The sequence below is a fragment of the Flavobacterium aquaticum genome (assembly GCF_003259835.1).
Classification (GTDB): Bacteria; Bacteroidota; Bacteroidia; order Flavobacteriales; family Flavobacteriaceae; genus Flavobacterium; species Flavobacterium aquaticum.
Genome location: NZ_QLMI01000001.1, coordinates 93210 through 108048 on the forward strand (window position 1 = coordinate 93210; position 14839 = coordinate 108048).

The 14839-nt window shown below is 31.4% G+C and carries 16 protein-coding genes and 1 riboswitch; of the genes, 7 read left to right on the top strand and 9 right to left on the bottom strand.

Going from position 1 to position 14839, the window contains the following annotated elements; translation table 11 throughout:
* Positions 1 to 340: 340 nt before the first annotated feature.
* Entirely contained in the window at positions 341 to 907 is a 567-nt protein-coding gene (locus B0I03_RS00490) for a pseudouridine synthase (protein ID WP_111565532.1), read from the top strand.
* 57 nt (positions 908 to 964) lie between these two features.
* Here the strand turns inward: B0I03_RS00490 and B0I03_RS00495 are convergent, their stop codons facing one another.
* The 5 genes from B0I03_RS00495 to B0I03_RS00515 all read right to left on the bottom strand — a co-directional run bounded on the left by B0I03_RS00495 (position 965) and on the right by B0I03_RS00515 (position 5578).
* Positions 965 to 1726, bottom strand: coding sequence for a dienelactone hydrolase family protein (locus B0I03_RS00495; RefSeq protein WP_111565533.1), 762 nt, complete (start codon positions 1724 to 1726; stop codon positions 965 to 967).
* Positions 1727 to 1796: 70 nt separating this feature from the next.
* Entirely contained in the window at positions 1797 to 2582 is a 786-nt protein-coding gene (locus B0I03_RS00500) for an ABC transporter ATP-binding protein (RefSeq protein ID WP_111565534.1), read from the bottom strand.
* Positions 2583 to 2758: 176 nt separating this feature from the next.
* Complete coding sequence (locus B0I03_RS00505; protein WP_111565941.1) at positions 2759 to 3169, bottom strand: GxxExxY protein; 411 nt, start codon at positions 3167 to 3169, stop codon at positions 2759 to 2761.
* 140 nt (positions 3170 to 3309) lie between these two features.
* Complete coding sequence (locus B0I03_RS00510; RefSeq protein ID WP_111565535.1) at positions 3310 to 4335, bottom strand: FecCD family ABC transporter permease; 1026 nt, start codon at positions 4333 to 4335, stop codon at positions 3310 to 3312.
* A 112-nt stretch (positions 4336 to 4447) separates the two neighbouring features.
* Positions 4448 to 5578 carry an ABC transporter substrate-binding protein gene (locus B0I03_RS00515; RefSeq protein WP_111565536.1) on the bottom strand — a complete coding sequence of 377 codons (1131 nt, stop codon included), beginning with the start codon at positions 5576 to 5578 and terminating at the stop codon, positions 4448 to 4450.
* 319 nt (positions 5579 to 5897) lie between these two features.
* A riboswitch (cobalamin riboswitch) is annotated at positions 5898 to 6156 on the top strand.
* Positions 6157 to 6235: 79 nt separating this feature from the next.
* On the opposite strand from B0I03_RS00515, the gene B0I03_RS00520 reads away from it, so the two are divergent.
* The 5 genes from B0I03_RS00520 to B0I03_RS00540 all read left to right on the top strand — a co-directional run bounded on the left by B0I03_RS00520 (position 6236) and on the right by B0I03_RS00540 (position 10298).
* Positions 6236 to 8173 (top strand): TonB-dependent receptor plug domain-containing protein, encoded by a 1938-nt coding sequence (locus B0I03_RS00520; protein WP_111565537.1) that lies wholly within the window; start codon positions 6236 to 6238, stop codon positions 8171 to 8173.
* A 113-nt stretch (positions 8174 to 8286) separates the two neighbouring features.
* Positions 8287 to 8802 carry an RNA polymerase sigma factor gene (locus tag B0I03_RS00525; protein WP_111565538.1) on the top strand — a complete coding sequence of 172 codons (516 nt, stop codon included), beginning with the start codon at positions 8287 to 8289 and terminating at the stop codon, positions 8800 to 8802.
* The gene (locus tag B0I03_RS00530) at positions 8783 to 9226 is read left to right on the top strand and encodes a hypothetical protein (RefSeq protein WP_111565539.1); all 444 of its coding nucleotides are present in this window, start codon (positions 8783 to 8785) and stop codon (positions 9224 to 9226) included. Before B0I03_RS00525 ends, B0I03_RS00530 begins: the two co-directional genes overlap by 20 nt.
* A 7-nt stretch (positions 9227 to 9233) precedes the next feature.
* Positions 9234 to 9761 carry a DUF4252 domain-containing protein gene (locus B0I03_RS00535; RefSeq protein WP_111565540.1) on the top strand — a complete coding sequence of 176 codons (528 nt, stop codon included), beginning with the start codon at positions 9234 to 9236 and terminating at the stop codon, positions 9759 to 9761.
* Positions 9762 to 9764: 3 nt separating this feature from the next.
* On the top strand, positions 9765 to 10298 hold the full coding sequence (locus tag B0I03_RS00540; protein WP_111565541.1) for a DUF4252 domain-containing protein: 534 nt from the start codon (positions 9765 to 9767) through the stop codon (positions 10296 to 10298).
* A gap of 25 nt (positions 10299 to 10323) precedes the next feature.
* On the opposite strand, the gene B0I03_RS00545 is transcribed toward B0I03_RS00540, so the two are convergent.
* From B0I03_RS00545 to B0I03_RS00560, 4 genes are all read right to left on the bottom strand, one after another.
* Positions 10324 to 10767, bottom strand: a complete 444-nt coding sequence (locus B0I03_RS00545) for a sterol desaturase family protein (RefSeq protein WP_111565542.1) — start codon at positions 10765 to 10767, stop codon at positions 10324 to 10326.
* Positions 10768 to 10864: 97 nt separating this feature from the next.
* Positions 10865 to 11704, bottom strand: coding sequence for a phytoene/squalene synthase family protein (locus B0I03_RS00550; protein ID WP_111565543.1), 840 nt, complete (start codon positions 11702 to 11704; stop codon positions 10865 to 10867).
* 1 nt (position 11705) lies between these two features.
* Positions 11706 to 13166 carry a phytoene desaturase family protein gene (locus B0I03_RS00555; protein WP_111565544.1) on the bottom strand — a complete coding sequence of 487 codons (1461 nt, stop codon included), beginning with the start codon at positions 13164 to 13166 and terminating at the stop codon, positions 11706 to 11708.
* A 55-nt stretch (positions 13167 to 13221) separates the two neighbouring features.
* Complete coding sequence (locus B0I03_RS00560) at positions 13222 to 14121, bottom strand: MerR family transcriptional regulator (RefSeq protein WP_111565545.1); 900 nt, start codon at positions 14119 to 14121, stop codon at positions 13222 to 13224.
* Positions 14122 to 14222: 101 nt separating this feature from the next.
* Between B0I03_RS00560 and B0I03_RS00565 the strand changes: the two genes are divergently transcribed.
* Complete coding sequence (locus tag B0I03_RS00565; RefSeq protein ID WP_111565546.1) at positions 14223 to 14828, top strand: hypothetical protein; 606 nt, start codon at positions 14223 to 14225, stop codon at positions 14826 to 14828.
* Positions 14829 to 14839: the final 11 nt, after the last annotated feature.

Below are 14839 nucleotides of genomic sequence, written 5' to 3' on the forward strand. Positions count from 1 at the left end.
GTACTTAAAACTCTTCGAAATTTTATTGAAAATAAGTTCGTCGATGTAATTATTCTTTTGTCGAGTGCTAATAATAATTATATGTTAAACATTTAAAAATCATTTATTTGTGTTGAAATGTTTTGTACTTTTACTATGTGATTTTGATTAGTTATTGAATATATCGTTAGTTACATATCTAAAAAGAGATTCAGTCGTTTATTCCTCTCAAGTTATAGCAGATCAGAAAAACGTAATAAATCAAAATCGACACAGGGAGGTCTTAATCAAGGCCTCCTTATTTTTTGTATCACTCCAACAGTTTTTATTATCTTCGTTGTCTCTTAAACGTAATTTTTAAATGCATCATCATTTCCTTATTCATAAGCCTTACGGATATTTATCGCAGTTTATTTACCAATTAAAACGCAAGAAAAAGTTGTTGGGCGAATTATACGATTTTCCAGAAAACACCATGGCAATTGGTCGTTTAGACGAAGATTCAGAAGGCTTACTTCTGTTAACCACTGATGGCATGATGAGCGAAATTGTCCGAAGCAAGAAAGTAGAAAAAGAATATTATGCTCAAGTCGATGGAATCATTACCGAAGAAACTTTAGAACAATTAAGAAACGGAGTTGAAATCGGTTTACATGGTAAAAAATACAAAACCAAAAAGTGCAAAGCATTTAAATTAGAATCCACTCCCAATTTAGGCGAACGCGGAAAAAAGATTCGCGATGAACGTCACGGACCAACTTCTTGGGTTTCTATAACCTTAACCGAAGGAAAATTTCGTCAAGTGCGAAAAATGACATCAGCGGTTGGTTTTCCTACGTTGCGATTGGTTCGCGTTCGGGTTGGAAACATTCATTTGAATGATTTGAAGGCAGGTGAAGTTTTAGAAGTGAGTAGTTTTGATGTATAAAAAAAACAGCTACTTCAGGTGAAATAACTGTTTTCAATTATTGAAATACTATAACGATTATTTAAAAATTTCTATAAAAAAGGTTTTCATCGCTTCCCAACTTCTTTTATCGGCTAATTCGTTGTAAGCAGTGCCTTTGCTGTTATCGCTTCCTGCATCTTTGTGAGTAAAAGCGTGAACCGAATTTGCATAATAAATCATTTGCCAATCAGCTTTAGTTTCGCGCATTTCGTTTTGAAAAGCTTCAATTTCTTTAGCAGGTACGTAAGGATCATCGGCTCCATGTAATACTAAAACTTTTGCTTTAATTTCATTAGGTGGACTATTTGCTGCTTTCCCTAAACCGCCATGAAAAGAAACTACTCCTTTTACATTTAAGTTACCACGAGCCGCTTCGATAGCACCTGTTCCACCAAAACAATAACCAATAACCGCAATCTGATTTTTATCAGCACCCGCTTTTACTAATTGGTCAATCGCTAATTGAATTCTTTTCTGATATTCCGCAGGATTGTTTTTGTAGAAACCAGCATTTTTTCCAGCTTCACCTGTATTTTTTGGATTGTTTCCAACACCATAAATATCCGCTACAAAAGCATGATAGCCTAATTTAGCCAACGATTCTGCAGATTCTTTTGCGTGAGCATCAACGCCCATCCAAGCTGGTAAAACGATAACACCAATTTTCTTTGGATTTGCTTTTTGTGCTTTAGCAAAAAAACCTTCTAATTTTTGATTACCGTCTGCGTAATCTACTTTTACTAATTGTCCAAAGCTATTCATTGTTGCTAAGAGTAAGGTAATGTAAAGGTACTTCATAACTTTTTTTTAGTAAAATTATGAAAATCGATAACAGAAATAGTTAAACAAAAGGTAAAATTGGGATAAATTATTTGATTTTAAACTTACCAATGGAAGCATCAAAAATCAAATGTTCGGTATCAAACAACGTATTGAAAATCCCAGTTTGAATTAAATTACAAGGTTGGTCTTGCACGATTTGAGTTGGTGTGAACACAATCATCTCATCTGTCATTTGAATCGCTAAATCGATGTCATGCGTAGAGTAGAGGATGGTTTTGCCAGTTTCATGAGTTAATTTTTGCAACAGTTTTAATAAAGTTGCTTTATGAACCAAGTCTAAATGGGTCGTAGGTTCATCCAAAATGATAATCGAAGTATCTTGAGCCAAAGCGCGAGCAATTAAAGCAATTTGTAATTGTCCATCGCTAATTTCATCATGTTTTTTGTGAACCAAATGTTGGATTTCGGTTAAAGCGATAGCTTCTTCAATTTTGATTTTATCTTCTTCGGATAAAGTACCTAACCAATTAGTATATGGCTGTCTTCCTAAAGCGATGATTTCGTAAACGGTTAAATTACTTGGTGGTAATTTTTCAGTTAAAACAATGCTTAATTCTTGCGCTAAATCAAGTGGTTTATAACTTTGAAGCGACTTATGGAGTAAAGAAACTTCACCTTGTAAAGGAGGAATAATTCCAGTTATTGTTTTTAATAAAGTCGATTTCCCAATTCCGTTTTCACCAATTAACGCGATTAATTTGCCTTTTTCTAAATCAAGATTAATGTTTTGAGCAATAGTAATCGTTTCCGATTTGGATTTATAGCCAATCGAAAGGTTTTGGGTTTGTATGGTGAAATTTTGTTCGCTCATTATGAAATACAAAAATAGGTTTTACCACATAGAAACATAGACTTTTTTTAGAGTTTTATCTAGAAACTAAAGTTTTATATAGGTTTATTCTTTTTCTAACTTTTTGAAATAGGTTTTACCACATAGAAACATAGATTTTTTGGAGTTTTGTTAAGAAACTAAAGTTTTGCATAGTTTTATTCTTTTTCTAATTTTTTGAAATACTCGTTTACAAATGTTTTTTGACCTTCTCTGAAAATATTGAAACAATTAAAGTTGATTATAATTCCCTTCGGAACCTTTAATAAGTTCATATAATTTAAAACTTGAGCATCATGAATTGGTTTTATTTCTGAAACTGATTTCAATTCAACTACTAAACAATTTTCTACAAATAAATCACAACGAAATTCAATATCAAGTTCTTTTCCTTTGTAAACTACAGGGACTTTAAATTCGGAAACAAAATTTATATTTCTATTGGTTAATTCCTCAATCATGCATTGTTGATAAACACTTTCTAATAATCCACTTCCCATGTTTTTATGCACTTCAATTGCAGCTCCAATAACGTTAAATGTCAGTTCGTCTAAATATTTTTGTGTCATATTTTTTAATTTACCACATAGAAACATAGATTAATATTATTTCATTTATTCTATCTGTAAAAACAAGTTTTCTATATTATTCTCAACATAAAACAACCTATGTTTCTATGTGGTTATATTTCAATTTTTATAACGTTAATCTAAAAACGTTTTTTTCTAACTAACAACCAAATCACAACTGGTGCTCCAATTACAGAAGTTATTGCATTTATTGGTAAGGTAATATCATTTCCTGGAACTTGTGCAATCGTATCGCAACACAACATGACAATGGCGCCTAGTAACAGCGTACTCCAAAACAACACAAAATGATTACTCGTTTGAAAGAATAGTTTCGCCATGTGAGGAACTGCTAAACCAATAAACGCAATCGGCCCTGCAAATGCGGTGATGCTTCCAGCTAAAATACTGGTGGCGATAATAATTAAAAATCGAGTTTTCTTATAATTGATTCCGATACTTTGAGCGTATTTTTCTCCTAATAATAAAGCATTCAAAGGTTTGATAACCATAAAACTAATGCCAATTCCGATTATAACAAAAACAGATAAAAGTGAAATTTCATTCCAGGATAAATTCGAAATACTTCCCATCGACCAAAAAGTAAATTTCTGCAATTTTTCAGCCGAAGTAAAATAAGATAAAACCGAAACTATGGCACTAGTGAAACTTCCAAACATCAATCCTACAATCAAGATTGCCATGGTGTCTTTTAATTTTTGGGAAACCAATAAAACCGCCATCAAAACTAAAAAACTACCTAAACTTGAGGCTAAAACCAATCCGTAATTTGATAGAAAGAAAGATGAAATAAAAGTAGGTAAAATTCCAGTTCCTAGAATAATAAAAGCCACTCCTAAACTCGCACCCGAACTCAATCCTAATACATAAGGTCCCGCTAATGGATTTCGAAATAAGGTTTGCATCAACAAGCCACTCATTGAAAGTCCGATTCCAACTAAAATTGCGGTTATGGCTTTTGGAAAGCGGAAATTCCACAGAATAATTTCCCAACTTTCCTTACTCATTTCTTGCGATAAAAGACCGTTAACCAATTCTTTTAAAGGAATTGAAACGGACCCTAAGCTAATATTCACCAAAAACAAAAACACCATCACTAAAAGTAAGATGATAAAAAGAAAGTTTTGCTTTTTGGTTAATGACATGCGTTGAATTTTTGGCTAAATTACATTTTTAGAATCTATTTTTGGAACACAGATTAAAGAAATGTGAGAAATTTAAAGAAATGTAATTCGTGTTAATTCGAGAAATTCGTGTCTATTTCAACTTCTCAAAAAAGAATAACTCATAATCTGGTAACACTTCAGGATGTAAAATCTTCACAATATCTTTTAAAACTAAATCAGGTCGATTTTGTGCTAATTCGTAATAAATAACACCGCCTGTTTTTCCTTTTTTAGTACTAAACGAATACACGTTTTTGTTCTTTACGGCTTTGAAATGAATGTAATTGGGGTTGCTTTCTAAAATTTGTTTGATAGAGCCAAATTGCCCTGGACCAATCCAAAAATCAGCGTCTTTTGCTTTGTCTAAAACGCTTTCGAATGATAATGCTAAACTTCCCGTTCCTTTGGAATCTTTCCATAGATAATTTCCGTTGGCTTCTTTTAAAAAATAGGCAGCCCAACTATCGCCTTGTGGTAAAAACCATTGGTCTTCGTAGATAGCACCTGCAAAAATAGTCGGTTGGGTTTTTGTATTTTTTGCTAATGTTAATACCGAATTATATTCTTTCTCAATAGAGTTAAAAATTTCAGTTGCTTTTTCGTCTAAATCATACAGTGCGCCGAAAAACTTAATCCATTCGGCTTTTCCCAGAGGCGTTTTTTCGGTCCAATCGCCATTGAAGATGATTTTTTGACCGTTTTTTTCTAAGTTTTTGTAGGTTTTTAAATCGCCATCAACGCTAAAACCAACAATTACATCGGGTTGTATGTCTAAAATAACTTCCGTATTTAATCCTTGATTGGAACCTAAATCTCTCACTTTTCCAGCATCAATTAATGCTCTTGTTTTTTCAGATGAAATATATTGAGTGGTTGGAAAACCTATTAATGTATTTTCTACTCCTAATGATTCTAAAGCAGGAATATGTGTTGTTGAAGTAACGATTACTTTTTTAATTGGAACTTCAATCGAAGTAAATTGTTGTAAACTATCTGGAATTTGAACGCCTTTTTTGTGAAGAATATAAGTGTAATCATTTTTAGCTTCAGGATAAGCGTTAGAAACTTTTATAACCGAAAAACCATCGTATTTTTCAATAGAAAAGCCTTTTGCATGTTGAATGCTATTTTGTGCAGAAGTGTTCAGATTTGCAGAACTTTCAGATTCTTTACATTGGATAAATCCTAAAAATAAAACAACTAAAATGAAATAGTGGCGCATGAAAATGTTTTTTGCAAAAGTAGTTTTTTAACCGCAAAGAGCGCAAAGGTTTGCGCAAAGTTCGCAAAAAAAGATAAAATCAGTTTTATATGCGGTCTGAAAATTGTGTAACAAAAATTGCAAATAGAAACTACTAAAACCACTAAATTTGCAATAAAAAAGATGAGAACAGATTCAAATGCTTTCCTTTATGCAGTGGCAACTATTATTTTAGTACACTTTGTTATTGGCTTTATTTGGTTGTGGCGTAAGATGAATAAAAAGAAGTAGTTTTTTGAAAGATGTTTAGTAAATATTGCATTTTTATAAAAATATAATACCTTTGCCCTCGAATTTTGGTTGTTGTTTCTGAATTTTTCAAAACAACATTAAAAGGGAATTAGGTGTAAAACCTAAGCTGTACCCGCAACTGTAAGCTACAAAGCTTGTTATTATCTACATTACCACTGTTGTTAATTTAGAATTAAGAATTCTGAATTTAGAAATTTTCTAACTTCTAACTTCTAATTTCTAACTTTCGATGGGAAGGTTGATAACAAGACGCAAGCCAGGAGACCTGCCACATTCATTGAGTAACAAACTTTCGGGAAAAAAAGTTTGAGTATGGGTAAATTCTGTGCTTTTCTCCCAAATTATTAAAATTTTTATTAACCTAAAATGAACAAAAAGTTTATTGGCTTAAGTGTATTTTCACTAGCTACTGCTTTTGCGTATGCTCAAGAATCAGATACGCTAAAAGTTACTAATTTAAAAGAAGTGGTCGTTTCCGACACAAAATTTGCGCAAAGCAAAGAAAAATCAGGTAAAATTATTGAAGTGATTACCGCTCAAGACTTAGAAGCTAAAAAAGGTCAAAATTTAGCAAATGTTTTGAGTCAAGTAGCGGGAGTTGAAATCAATGGAAATCAATCGTTTAATGGAAAAAACTTAGGCTATTATATTCGTGGTGGTCGTAATCGTCAAGTAGCCATTTATATTGATGGTGTTCCAGTTTCTGATGCTTCAGGAATTAATATCGAATATGATTTGCGTTTGATTCCAGTCGAACAAATCGAGAAAATTGAAGTAATGAAAGGAGCTTCGAGCACGCTATACGGAACAGGAGCTGCGACTGGAGTTATCAATATTACGTTGAAAAAATCAGCTAAAAAGGAAATTTCAGGAAATGCATACATCAATATGGGAACGCAAAATACTTCGGAAACTTCAAAAACAAGTGCACAAGATTTCAATCAAGGATTATCGGTAAACGGAACGATTAATAAAGTTTCCTACATGACCACTTTAAACAGCACGGAAACTAAAGGAATGTCTGAAGCAGCAGGAGAAAATTTTGAAGAAGATACGTTTTCGAGAGTAAATGTGTTGCAGAAAATTGGTTTTAAAGCGAATGATAAATTAAGTTTTGAGTTTTTTGGGAATTATGACCGAATCAAAAACACATTTGACAATTCGTTTGACGGTTTCATTGCGAATTCAGATGATTTGAACAACAATAGTTTTTCAGAACAATTCAGAATTGGATTCTTGCCAAAATACAAATACAATAAAGGAGAATTTGCTATAAATGCGGGTGCTTCAACAATTGATAGAGTTTTAAATATTTCAAATTCTTGGTCGGGAACCATTGATAATTACAATTATTCGGGTAGAAGTGCTTCGATTGATGCTTTCAATAAATACAATTTCAGCAAACAAGTATATTTAGTTTTAGGTGCGCAATATCAGTATTTCGATATGGCACAAAAAGATGCTTACACTGATGTAGCAAGAGAAGGAGCGAAATTCAATTTATTTGATCCGTATGCAACAGTTGTTTTTAATTCTGAATTTGGTTTGAATATTAACGCAGGAGCTCGTTTCAATACACACAGCGAATACGGAAGTCAAGCAGTTTATAACTTCAATCCAAGTTATTCATTTGAGAACTTACCTTTGAAAGTTTTAGCTTCTTATAGCACAGCTTTCATCACTCCAAGTTTATACCAATTATATGGTCCTTATGGAAATTTAGATTTAACTCCAGAAGAAAATGCTACGGCAGAATTGGGCTTTGAATCGCAATTATTGGATAAAAAATTAACGATAAATGCGGTTGGTTTTTATAGAGAAGAAGAAAATACTTTTGGATTTTTTACAGATCCAATAACGTTTGCTTCAAATTATATAAACATCGACGGAACTTACAACTCAAAAGGAGTTGAAACAAGTGTTCGTTATACATTATCTGAAAGATTCAATATTGGTGGAAATTATACGTTTACTCAAGTTGAAGAGCAATTAAACCGATTAATTCCAAAACACAAAGGAAATGTCGATTTGAATTACAAATTCAAAAGAGGAACTTTCGGAATCAATTATCAATATGTTGACAAAAGAAGTGACGCCTATTACGATTCGAATATTTGGGCAACGCAAGCGGTTAATTTGGCTGCTTATCAGTTGGTTAATTCAAATATTTCGTATGAATTACTACCAAATCGTTTGCATATTTTTGGAACTGTAACTAATATTTTAAACGATGATTTCCAAGAAGTAATTGGTTATAATACAAGAGGAAGAAATTATAAATTAGGTTTGAATTTCATGTTTTAACTAAAGTTTAATTATTTGATTTTAAAAGGTTTTGGTAGTTTTTTGCCAAAACCTTTTTTTATTTGTAACAAAATTAAATTACATTCGTCTTCATTATAAACCAACCCATTACTATGAACCAAAACGAGTTTGTACAAATAATCACTCCTTTTAAGGATAAGTTATTTCGTTTAGCTAAACGAATGCTCGTGAGTACTGAGGAAGCTGAAGATGCTACTCAAGAAGTGTTGGTGCGATTATGGAATAAAAACAGTTCTTTGGAACAATACAATAGTGTAGAAGCTTTAGCGATGACAATGACCAAGAATTATTGTTTGGATCAACTGAAAAGTAAAAGAGCTACAAATTTGCAAATTGTGCATAACAATTATCAAGACAAGCAAGCTAGTGTTGAAACACAAATTGAACATCAAAATACGTTGCAATGGGCGGAAAAGTTAATAAACGATTTACCCGAACAACAACGATTGATATTACAATTAAGAGAAATTGAAGAATACGAATTTTCAGAAATTGCTCAAGTATTAGAAATGAATGAAACAGCGGTTCGAGTAGCTTTATCAAGAGCACGAAAAACCTTAAGAGAACAAATTGAAAAAACACATAATTATGGAACTCAAGTTAGTTGAACAATTATTGGAAAAATACTTTCAAGGAGAAACTACAATAGTAGAAGAAAAACAATTAAAGGCCTATTTTTCTTCCAACGATGTGGCGCCGCATTTGGCAAAATATCAAACGCTGTTTGGTTACTTTGAAACACAAAAAGGAACGCAATTCGAGCAAAAACTTCCATTACAACCTAGAAAACAAAGTACTGTAAAATGGATAGGTATTGCAGCAAGTTTTGTAGTGCTTTTTGGATTGGCAACCTTCTATTTTTATCCATCAGAACCTAAGTATGAAGATTTAGGGACTTATGATAATCCAGAAGAAGCGTTTGCCGCTACACATAAAGCTTTGTTAATGGTTTCAGAACAAGTGAACGTTGGCATGGAAAGTGTAGTATATTTAGAAGAATACGAAAAAACAAAAAAAACAATTTTTAAATAAAATAGACATGAAAAATTTAGTAGTAGTTATAGCATTTTTAATGGCATCAACAGTTTCTTTTGCACAAGGAGCTTTTGATAAATTTGAAGATAAAGAAGGTGTTGCAACAGTTGTTGTAAACAAGAAGATGTTTGAAATGATGAGCAAAGTAAAAGTTGATGCTAAAGACAAAGAAATGCAACAATACATGAACTTGCTTAAAAAATTAGACAACTTAAAAGTTTTTACTACAAGTAACGCAAAAATTAGTTCTGATATGAAAGCAACTGTAAATAGTTACTTAAAGTCAAATCCATTAGAAGAATTAATGCGTGTGAATGGCGATGGTAAAAACGTAAAAATTTATGTGAAATCTGGAGCTAACGAAAACATAGTAAGAGAGCTTTTAATGTTCATTGAAGGTTCAAACGTTAAAGATGCCGGAACAGTAGTTTTATCATTAACAGGAAATTTTAGTTTAGATGAAATTTCTGTTTTAACCGAAAAAATGAGCTTACCAGGTGGCGATGATTTGAAAAAAGCTTCTAAAAAATAAACTATGAAAAAGTTAGTATTACTTGTTTCTTGTTTGATTTTACTTTGGAGTTGTGAAGACAAACCAACGCTTCAAAAGTATTTTGTAAAAAACACGGAATCTTCTAAGTTTATTGCATTGGATTTAGCTTCCAATATCATTAAAACGGATAAAGTTGAATTATCTGAAACAGAAAAAGCCGCATTAGAATCGTTCGAAAAAATGAATATTCTGGCTTTTAGAACTGATTCTACAGATATTACTGGATATGATAAAGAAATCAAAGAAGTGAAAGCTATTTTGAAAGACGAAAGCTATCAACAATTAATGAAAGCTGGTTCAGGTAATGATGGTGCAGCTATTTATTTCGTTGGAAATGATGACGAACACATTGAAGAGTTTGTTGTTTTAGCAGGAAAAAAAGAAAATGGTTTTGCAGTAGTTCGTGTTCTAGGAAACGATATGAATCCGACACACATAATGAATATGTTGAGTTTACTCCAAAAATCACAAGTAGATATGGAGCAATTGAAACCCTTACAACAACTAATGAAATAAAAAAATCCCGCAACTGCGGGATTTTTTAGTTCTTAAAGTATTTCAAAGGAACAATCAGCATTCCAAAACATTCTCCATGTTCTTTTCCAATGTGTTTATGATGCATTTTATGAGCACGTCTAACCGCTTTTGCATATCTGCTATTAGCGTTTCTAAACAACTTAAAGCGTTGGTGAATAAAGATATCATGAACTAGGAAATAAGCTAATCCGTAAGCAAAAATTCCAATACCAATTGCTAAACCAATTTCTAAGATTTCGTATTTCCAAAGTAAAAAACAACCAATACTAACTAATGCATAAAAAATAAAAAATGCATCATTTCGTTCAAACCATGAATCATGATCTTTCTTGTGATGATCGGCGTGTAAACTCCATAAAAAACCATGCATGATGTATTTGTGACTAAACCAAGCCATAAATTCCATGAAGCAAAAAGTGGTAAAAAAAACTAAGATATGTATCCACATAGTATTTTAAATTTCAATAATTAATTTTCAAATTCAAGAACAAGTTCAAAATCAAGTTCAAATTTTAGAGCAAATATAACTTCCAACTTACATTATCCTACAAAATATTCAATCTGTAATTCAAATAGCATTTTGCTAACAATCCCACCTTTTCGTAATCAGGAACACGAATTCTGGTGTTTTTGATTTCAACAGAAGGTGTTTTCTTTAATTTACTTAATAATTTCTTATAGTAAATGTAAGCTGTATAAACGCCGAATTTAGCTTCTAAAGGTAATTTTTGAATTCCTTCAAAACCCGCATCAAAATCAGCTTGAATTTCATTGATAATTTGCTGTTTTGAAGCTTCATCTAAACGAGATAAATCGGTATTTGGGAAATAAGTTCTACTTAAATCTTCATAATCCGCTTTTAAATCGCGTAAGAAATTCACTTTTTGAAAAGCCGAACCTAAACGCATCGCACTATGTTTTAATTCTTCGTATTTTTCATCATTTCCATTTACGAAAACTTTCAAACACATTAAACCCACAACATCTGCCGAACCATAGATGTACTGATTGTATTCTTCCACAGTAGTGTAAACCGATTTATGTAAATCCAATTTCATACTGTTCATAAACGCATCAATCAATTCCATTGGAATATTGTATTTATTTACGGTATGTTGAAACGAATTTAAAATAGGATTTAAACTTATTTTTTGCGAAAGCGCTAAACTTAATTCGTTTTCAAATTGCGAAAACAAAGCTTCTTTGTCGTAATCGTGAAAAGTGTCAACAATTTCGTCAGCAAAACGAACAAACCCATAGATGTTATAAATATCTTGTCGGATGCTTGGAGCCAACATTTTTACAGCAGATGAAAACGACGTGCTGTATGCTTTTGTAACTTTTACGCTACAATCAAATGAAACGTTATCAAAAATGGACTTCATACTATTGATACTTTTTTATTAAATCGGCAACTAATTTTCCTGAAATTAAGGACGGAGGAACTCCCGGTCCTGGTACGGTTAACTGTCCAGTAAAGTACAAGTTTTGTACTTTTTTACTTTTCAATTTAGGTCTTAAAAAAGCGGTTTGCAATAAGGTATTCGCCATACCATACGCATTCCCTTTGTACGAATTATATTCTTTAACAAAATCATTTACACAAAACGATTCTTTAAAGATAATATTATTTTTTACATTTTGATTAGTTAATTGCTCAAGACGAGTAATTATTTTTTCAAAATATAATTCTCTTAATTCTTGAGTGTCTTCTAATCCAGGTGCTAATGGAATAAGAAATATTCCTGCTTCTTTTCCTTCTGGAGCGCAATTCTCGTCTGTTTTAGATGGAAAACTGGCGTAGAAAAGTGGTTCTTCAGGCCATTTTGGATTATCATAAATAGCTTCGGCATGTATATCAAAATTTACGTCAAAGAACAAAGAATGATGTTCTACGTTTTCAATTTTCTTATCAAAACCAACATAAAATAGGAGCGAAGAAGGAGCAAATGTTTTGTTTTCCCAATATTTTTCCGAATACTGACGATATTTCTCATCTAATAAAGTTTCCGAATGATGATAATCGGCTCCACTTAGAATTACATCTGCTGTGATAATTTTATTATTCACCAATAAACCAGTTGCTTTTCCATTAGTAACATCAATTTTTTGAACATTGGCATTGGTTTCGATTTTCACACCTAATTCTTTAGCTAAAGTTTCCATAGCTAAAATTACCGAATACATTCCGTTTTTAGGATGCCAAGTTCCCAAACCAAAATCGGCAAAGTTCATGAAATTATAGAAGGATGGTGTGTCACTTGGTTTAGCTCCTAAAAATAGAACAGGAAATTCTAAAATTTGAACCAGTTTCATGTTTTTGAATCGTTTTCGAACATCTTTTTTGATGTTACTGAAAAATTGATTCACTTTTTTGGCTGTTTCTAAAGTAATTAACTCCAAAGGCGATTCACCTGGGCGATATACTAAATCTTTAATGGCAATATCATAATTACTTTTAGCTTCTGCCATAAATTGCTCTAATTGCTTTCCGCTTCCTTTCTCGATGGATTCGAATGTTTTTACAATTTCTGATAAATTGTCAGCAATGGTTACAAAATCTAAATGTCCAAAATAGACTTGATAAGCGGGAGAGAGTTTAATTAACTCATAATAATCGGAAGGTTTTTTGCTAAAGTCAGCAAAGAAACGTTCGAACACATCAGGCATCCAATACCATGTTGGCCCAATATCGAAAGTAAATCCTTCTTTTTTAAGTTGACGAGCTCTTCCGCCTATTGTACTGTTTTTTTCGTAAACAGTTACTTCATTGCCTTGTTTTGCTAAATAGCAAGCAGCAGCTAAAGAAGAAAATCCTGAACCAATTATTACAATTTTTTTATTCACTTGTTTTAATTTTGTTTAACAAAAATAGCAAAAAAGTTAAACAAAACAAATTTTTTTATAAAGTATTAGAAAGTTCTTCTATGCTATTAAAAATATGTACGTTATTATTAAGTGTTTTGGTTTCAATAAATTGTGTCATTCTACCTAATAATAAAAGTTCGTGATTGGTGTTTTCAAGAAGTTTAGATTGAATATCAGTTATATAATTATTAACTTCTTCCTGATTTGGTTCCACAGTTAAATAACTAACAAAGGTTATTTTTTCGTAAGAATTGATAAGGTCTAGCAAACTTTCTGTTGGAATACTTTCTCCTAAGTAAATAGTTTGATATCCTTTTAAAAGTATTTCGTAATTTAAATACATTAATCCTAATTCGTGTACTTCGTTTAAAGGAAGGAATAAAACAAAAACTTTATCTGTTTTTGTAGGTTCTAAAATTTGAACTTTTTCAGTATTAATTAAAAGTTTCTGTTTAATAAGATAACTTATGAAATGTTCGTGAGCAGGTGTAATTGTTTCGGTTTGCCATAGAAATCCAATTTCTTGCATTAAAGGAATAAATACGGTGTAAAATACTTCACGAAAAGATTTTTCACTTAGTAATTGGTTATAAGTATTGAAAAACAAAGATTGATCAAAATTCATCATCGCCATTTTAAAAGTACTAATAGCATGATTTTTTGCACTTTTTTCGGAAATAATATCGTTTGCAAGTTTATTTATCTGCTCTTGCGTAAGCGAACCAATTTTAGATATTTTATATCCGTAATTATGAAGCAAAACGATGTTTAATAGTTTTTGTAAATTCTTAATATCATACGAACGAATGTTAGTATCAGAGCGCATAGGTTCTAAAACATTATAGCGTTTTTCCCAAATACGAATAGTATGTGCTTTTATGCCTGAAAGATTTTCTAAATCTTTGATACTGAATACATTTTTAACGTTGTTCATCTTTTCGGTAAATTTATTAAACAAAAGTATAAAAAAAGATTTGTAAATAATTAAATTATTTAATATAAATTTGTTTTATATAACTTAAACAAATCTTAATTATGAAAAAAATTGTAACATTAGTGTTATTCATAGCTTCTTCTGTTGTTATGGCTCAAAAGACAAAAATTGAAAGCGGTGATTTCAAATTTTTAGCAGGTGTTAAAGAAGTTAACGTTGAATTTGACTATTCAAATTTGAAATTAATGAAAGAAAATTTAACTGAAGAGCAATATGTTACTAATAGAGCTACTGAGTTAAATGAGAAAAAAGGTGTTGGAGATATTTGGAAAAAGAAATGGCAAGGAAGTAAAGAAATGATCTGGAATCCTAAATTTTTAGAATTAATTAATGTTGTAAGTTCTAAAGAAAAAACGAATATTTCTTTTCAAGAAGGTTTAACATCGGCTAAATATACATTAATTGTTGAAGTTGTTTGGATTTATCCAGGTTGGGATGTTGCCATGATGAAACAACCAGCTAAAGTTACAACTAACCTTAAAATTGTTGAAACAGCTAATAGATCAAATACTTTAGTTGTTATGTCTAGTGAAAATGCTCCTGGTGATCAATGGGGAAGTAACTTCAGCAATGAAACTAGAATTGGTGAAGGTTTTGCAAAAACAGGAAAAACATTAGCAAAAGTTATTGCTAAGCAAATTAAATAATTAAGCCTAAT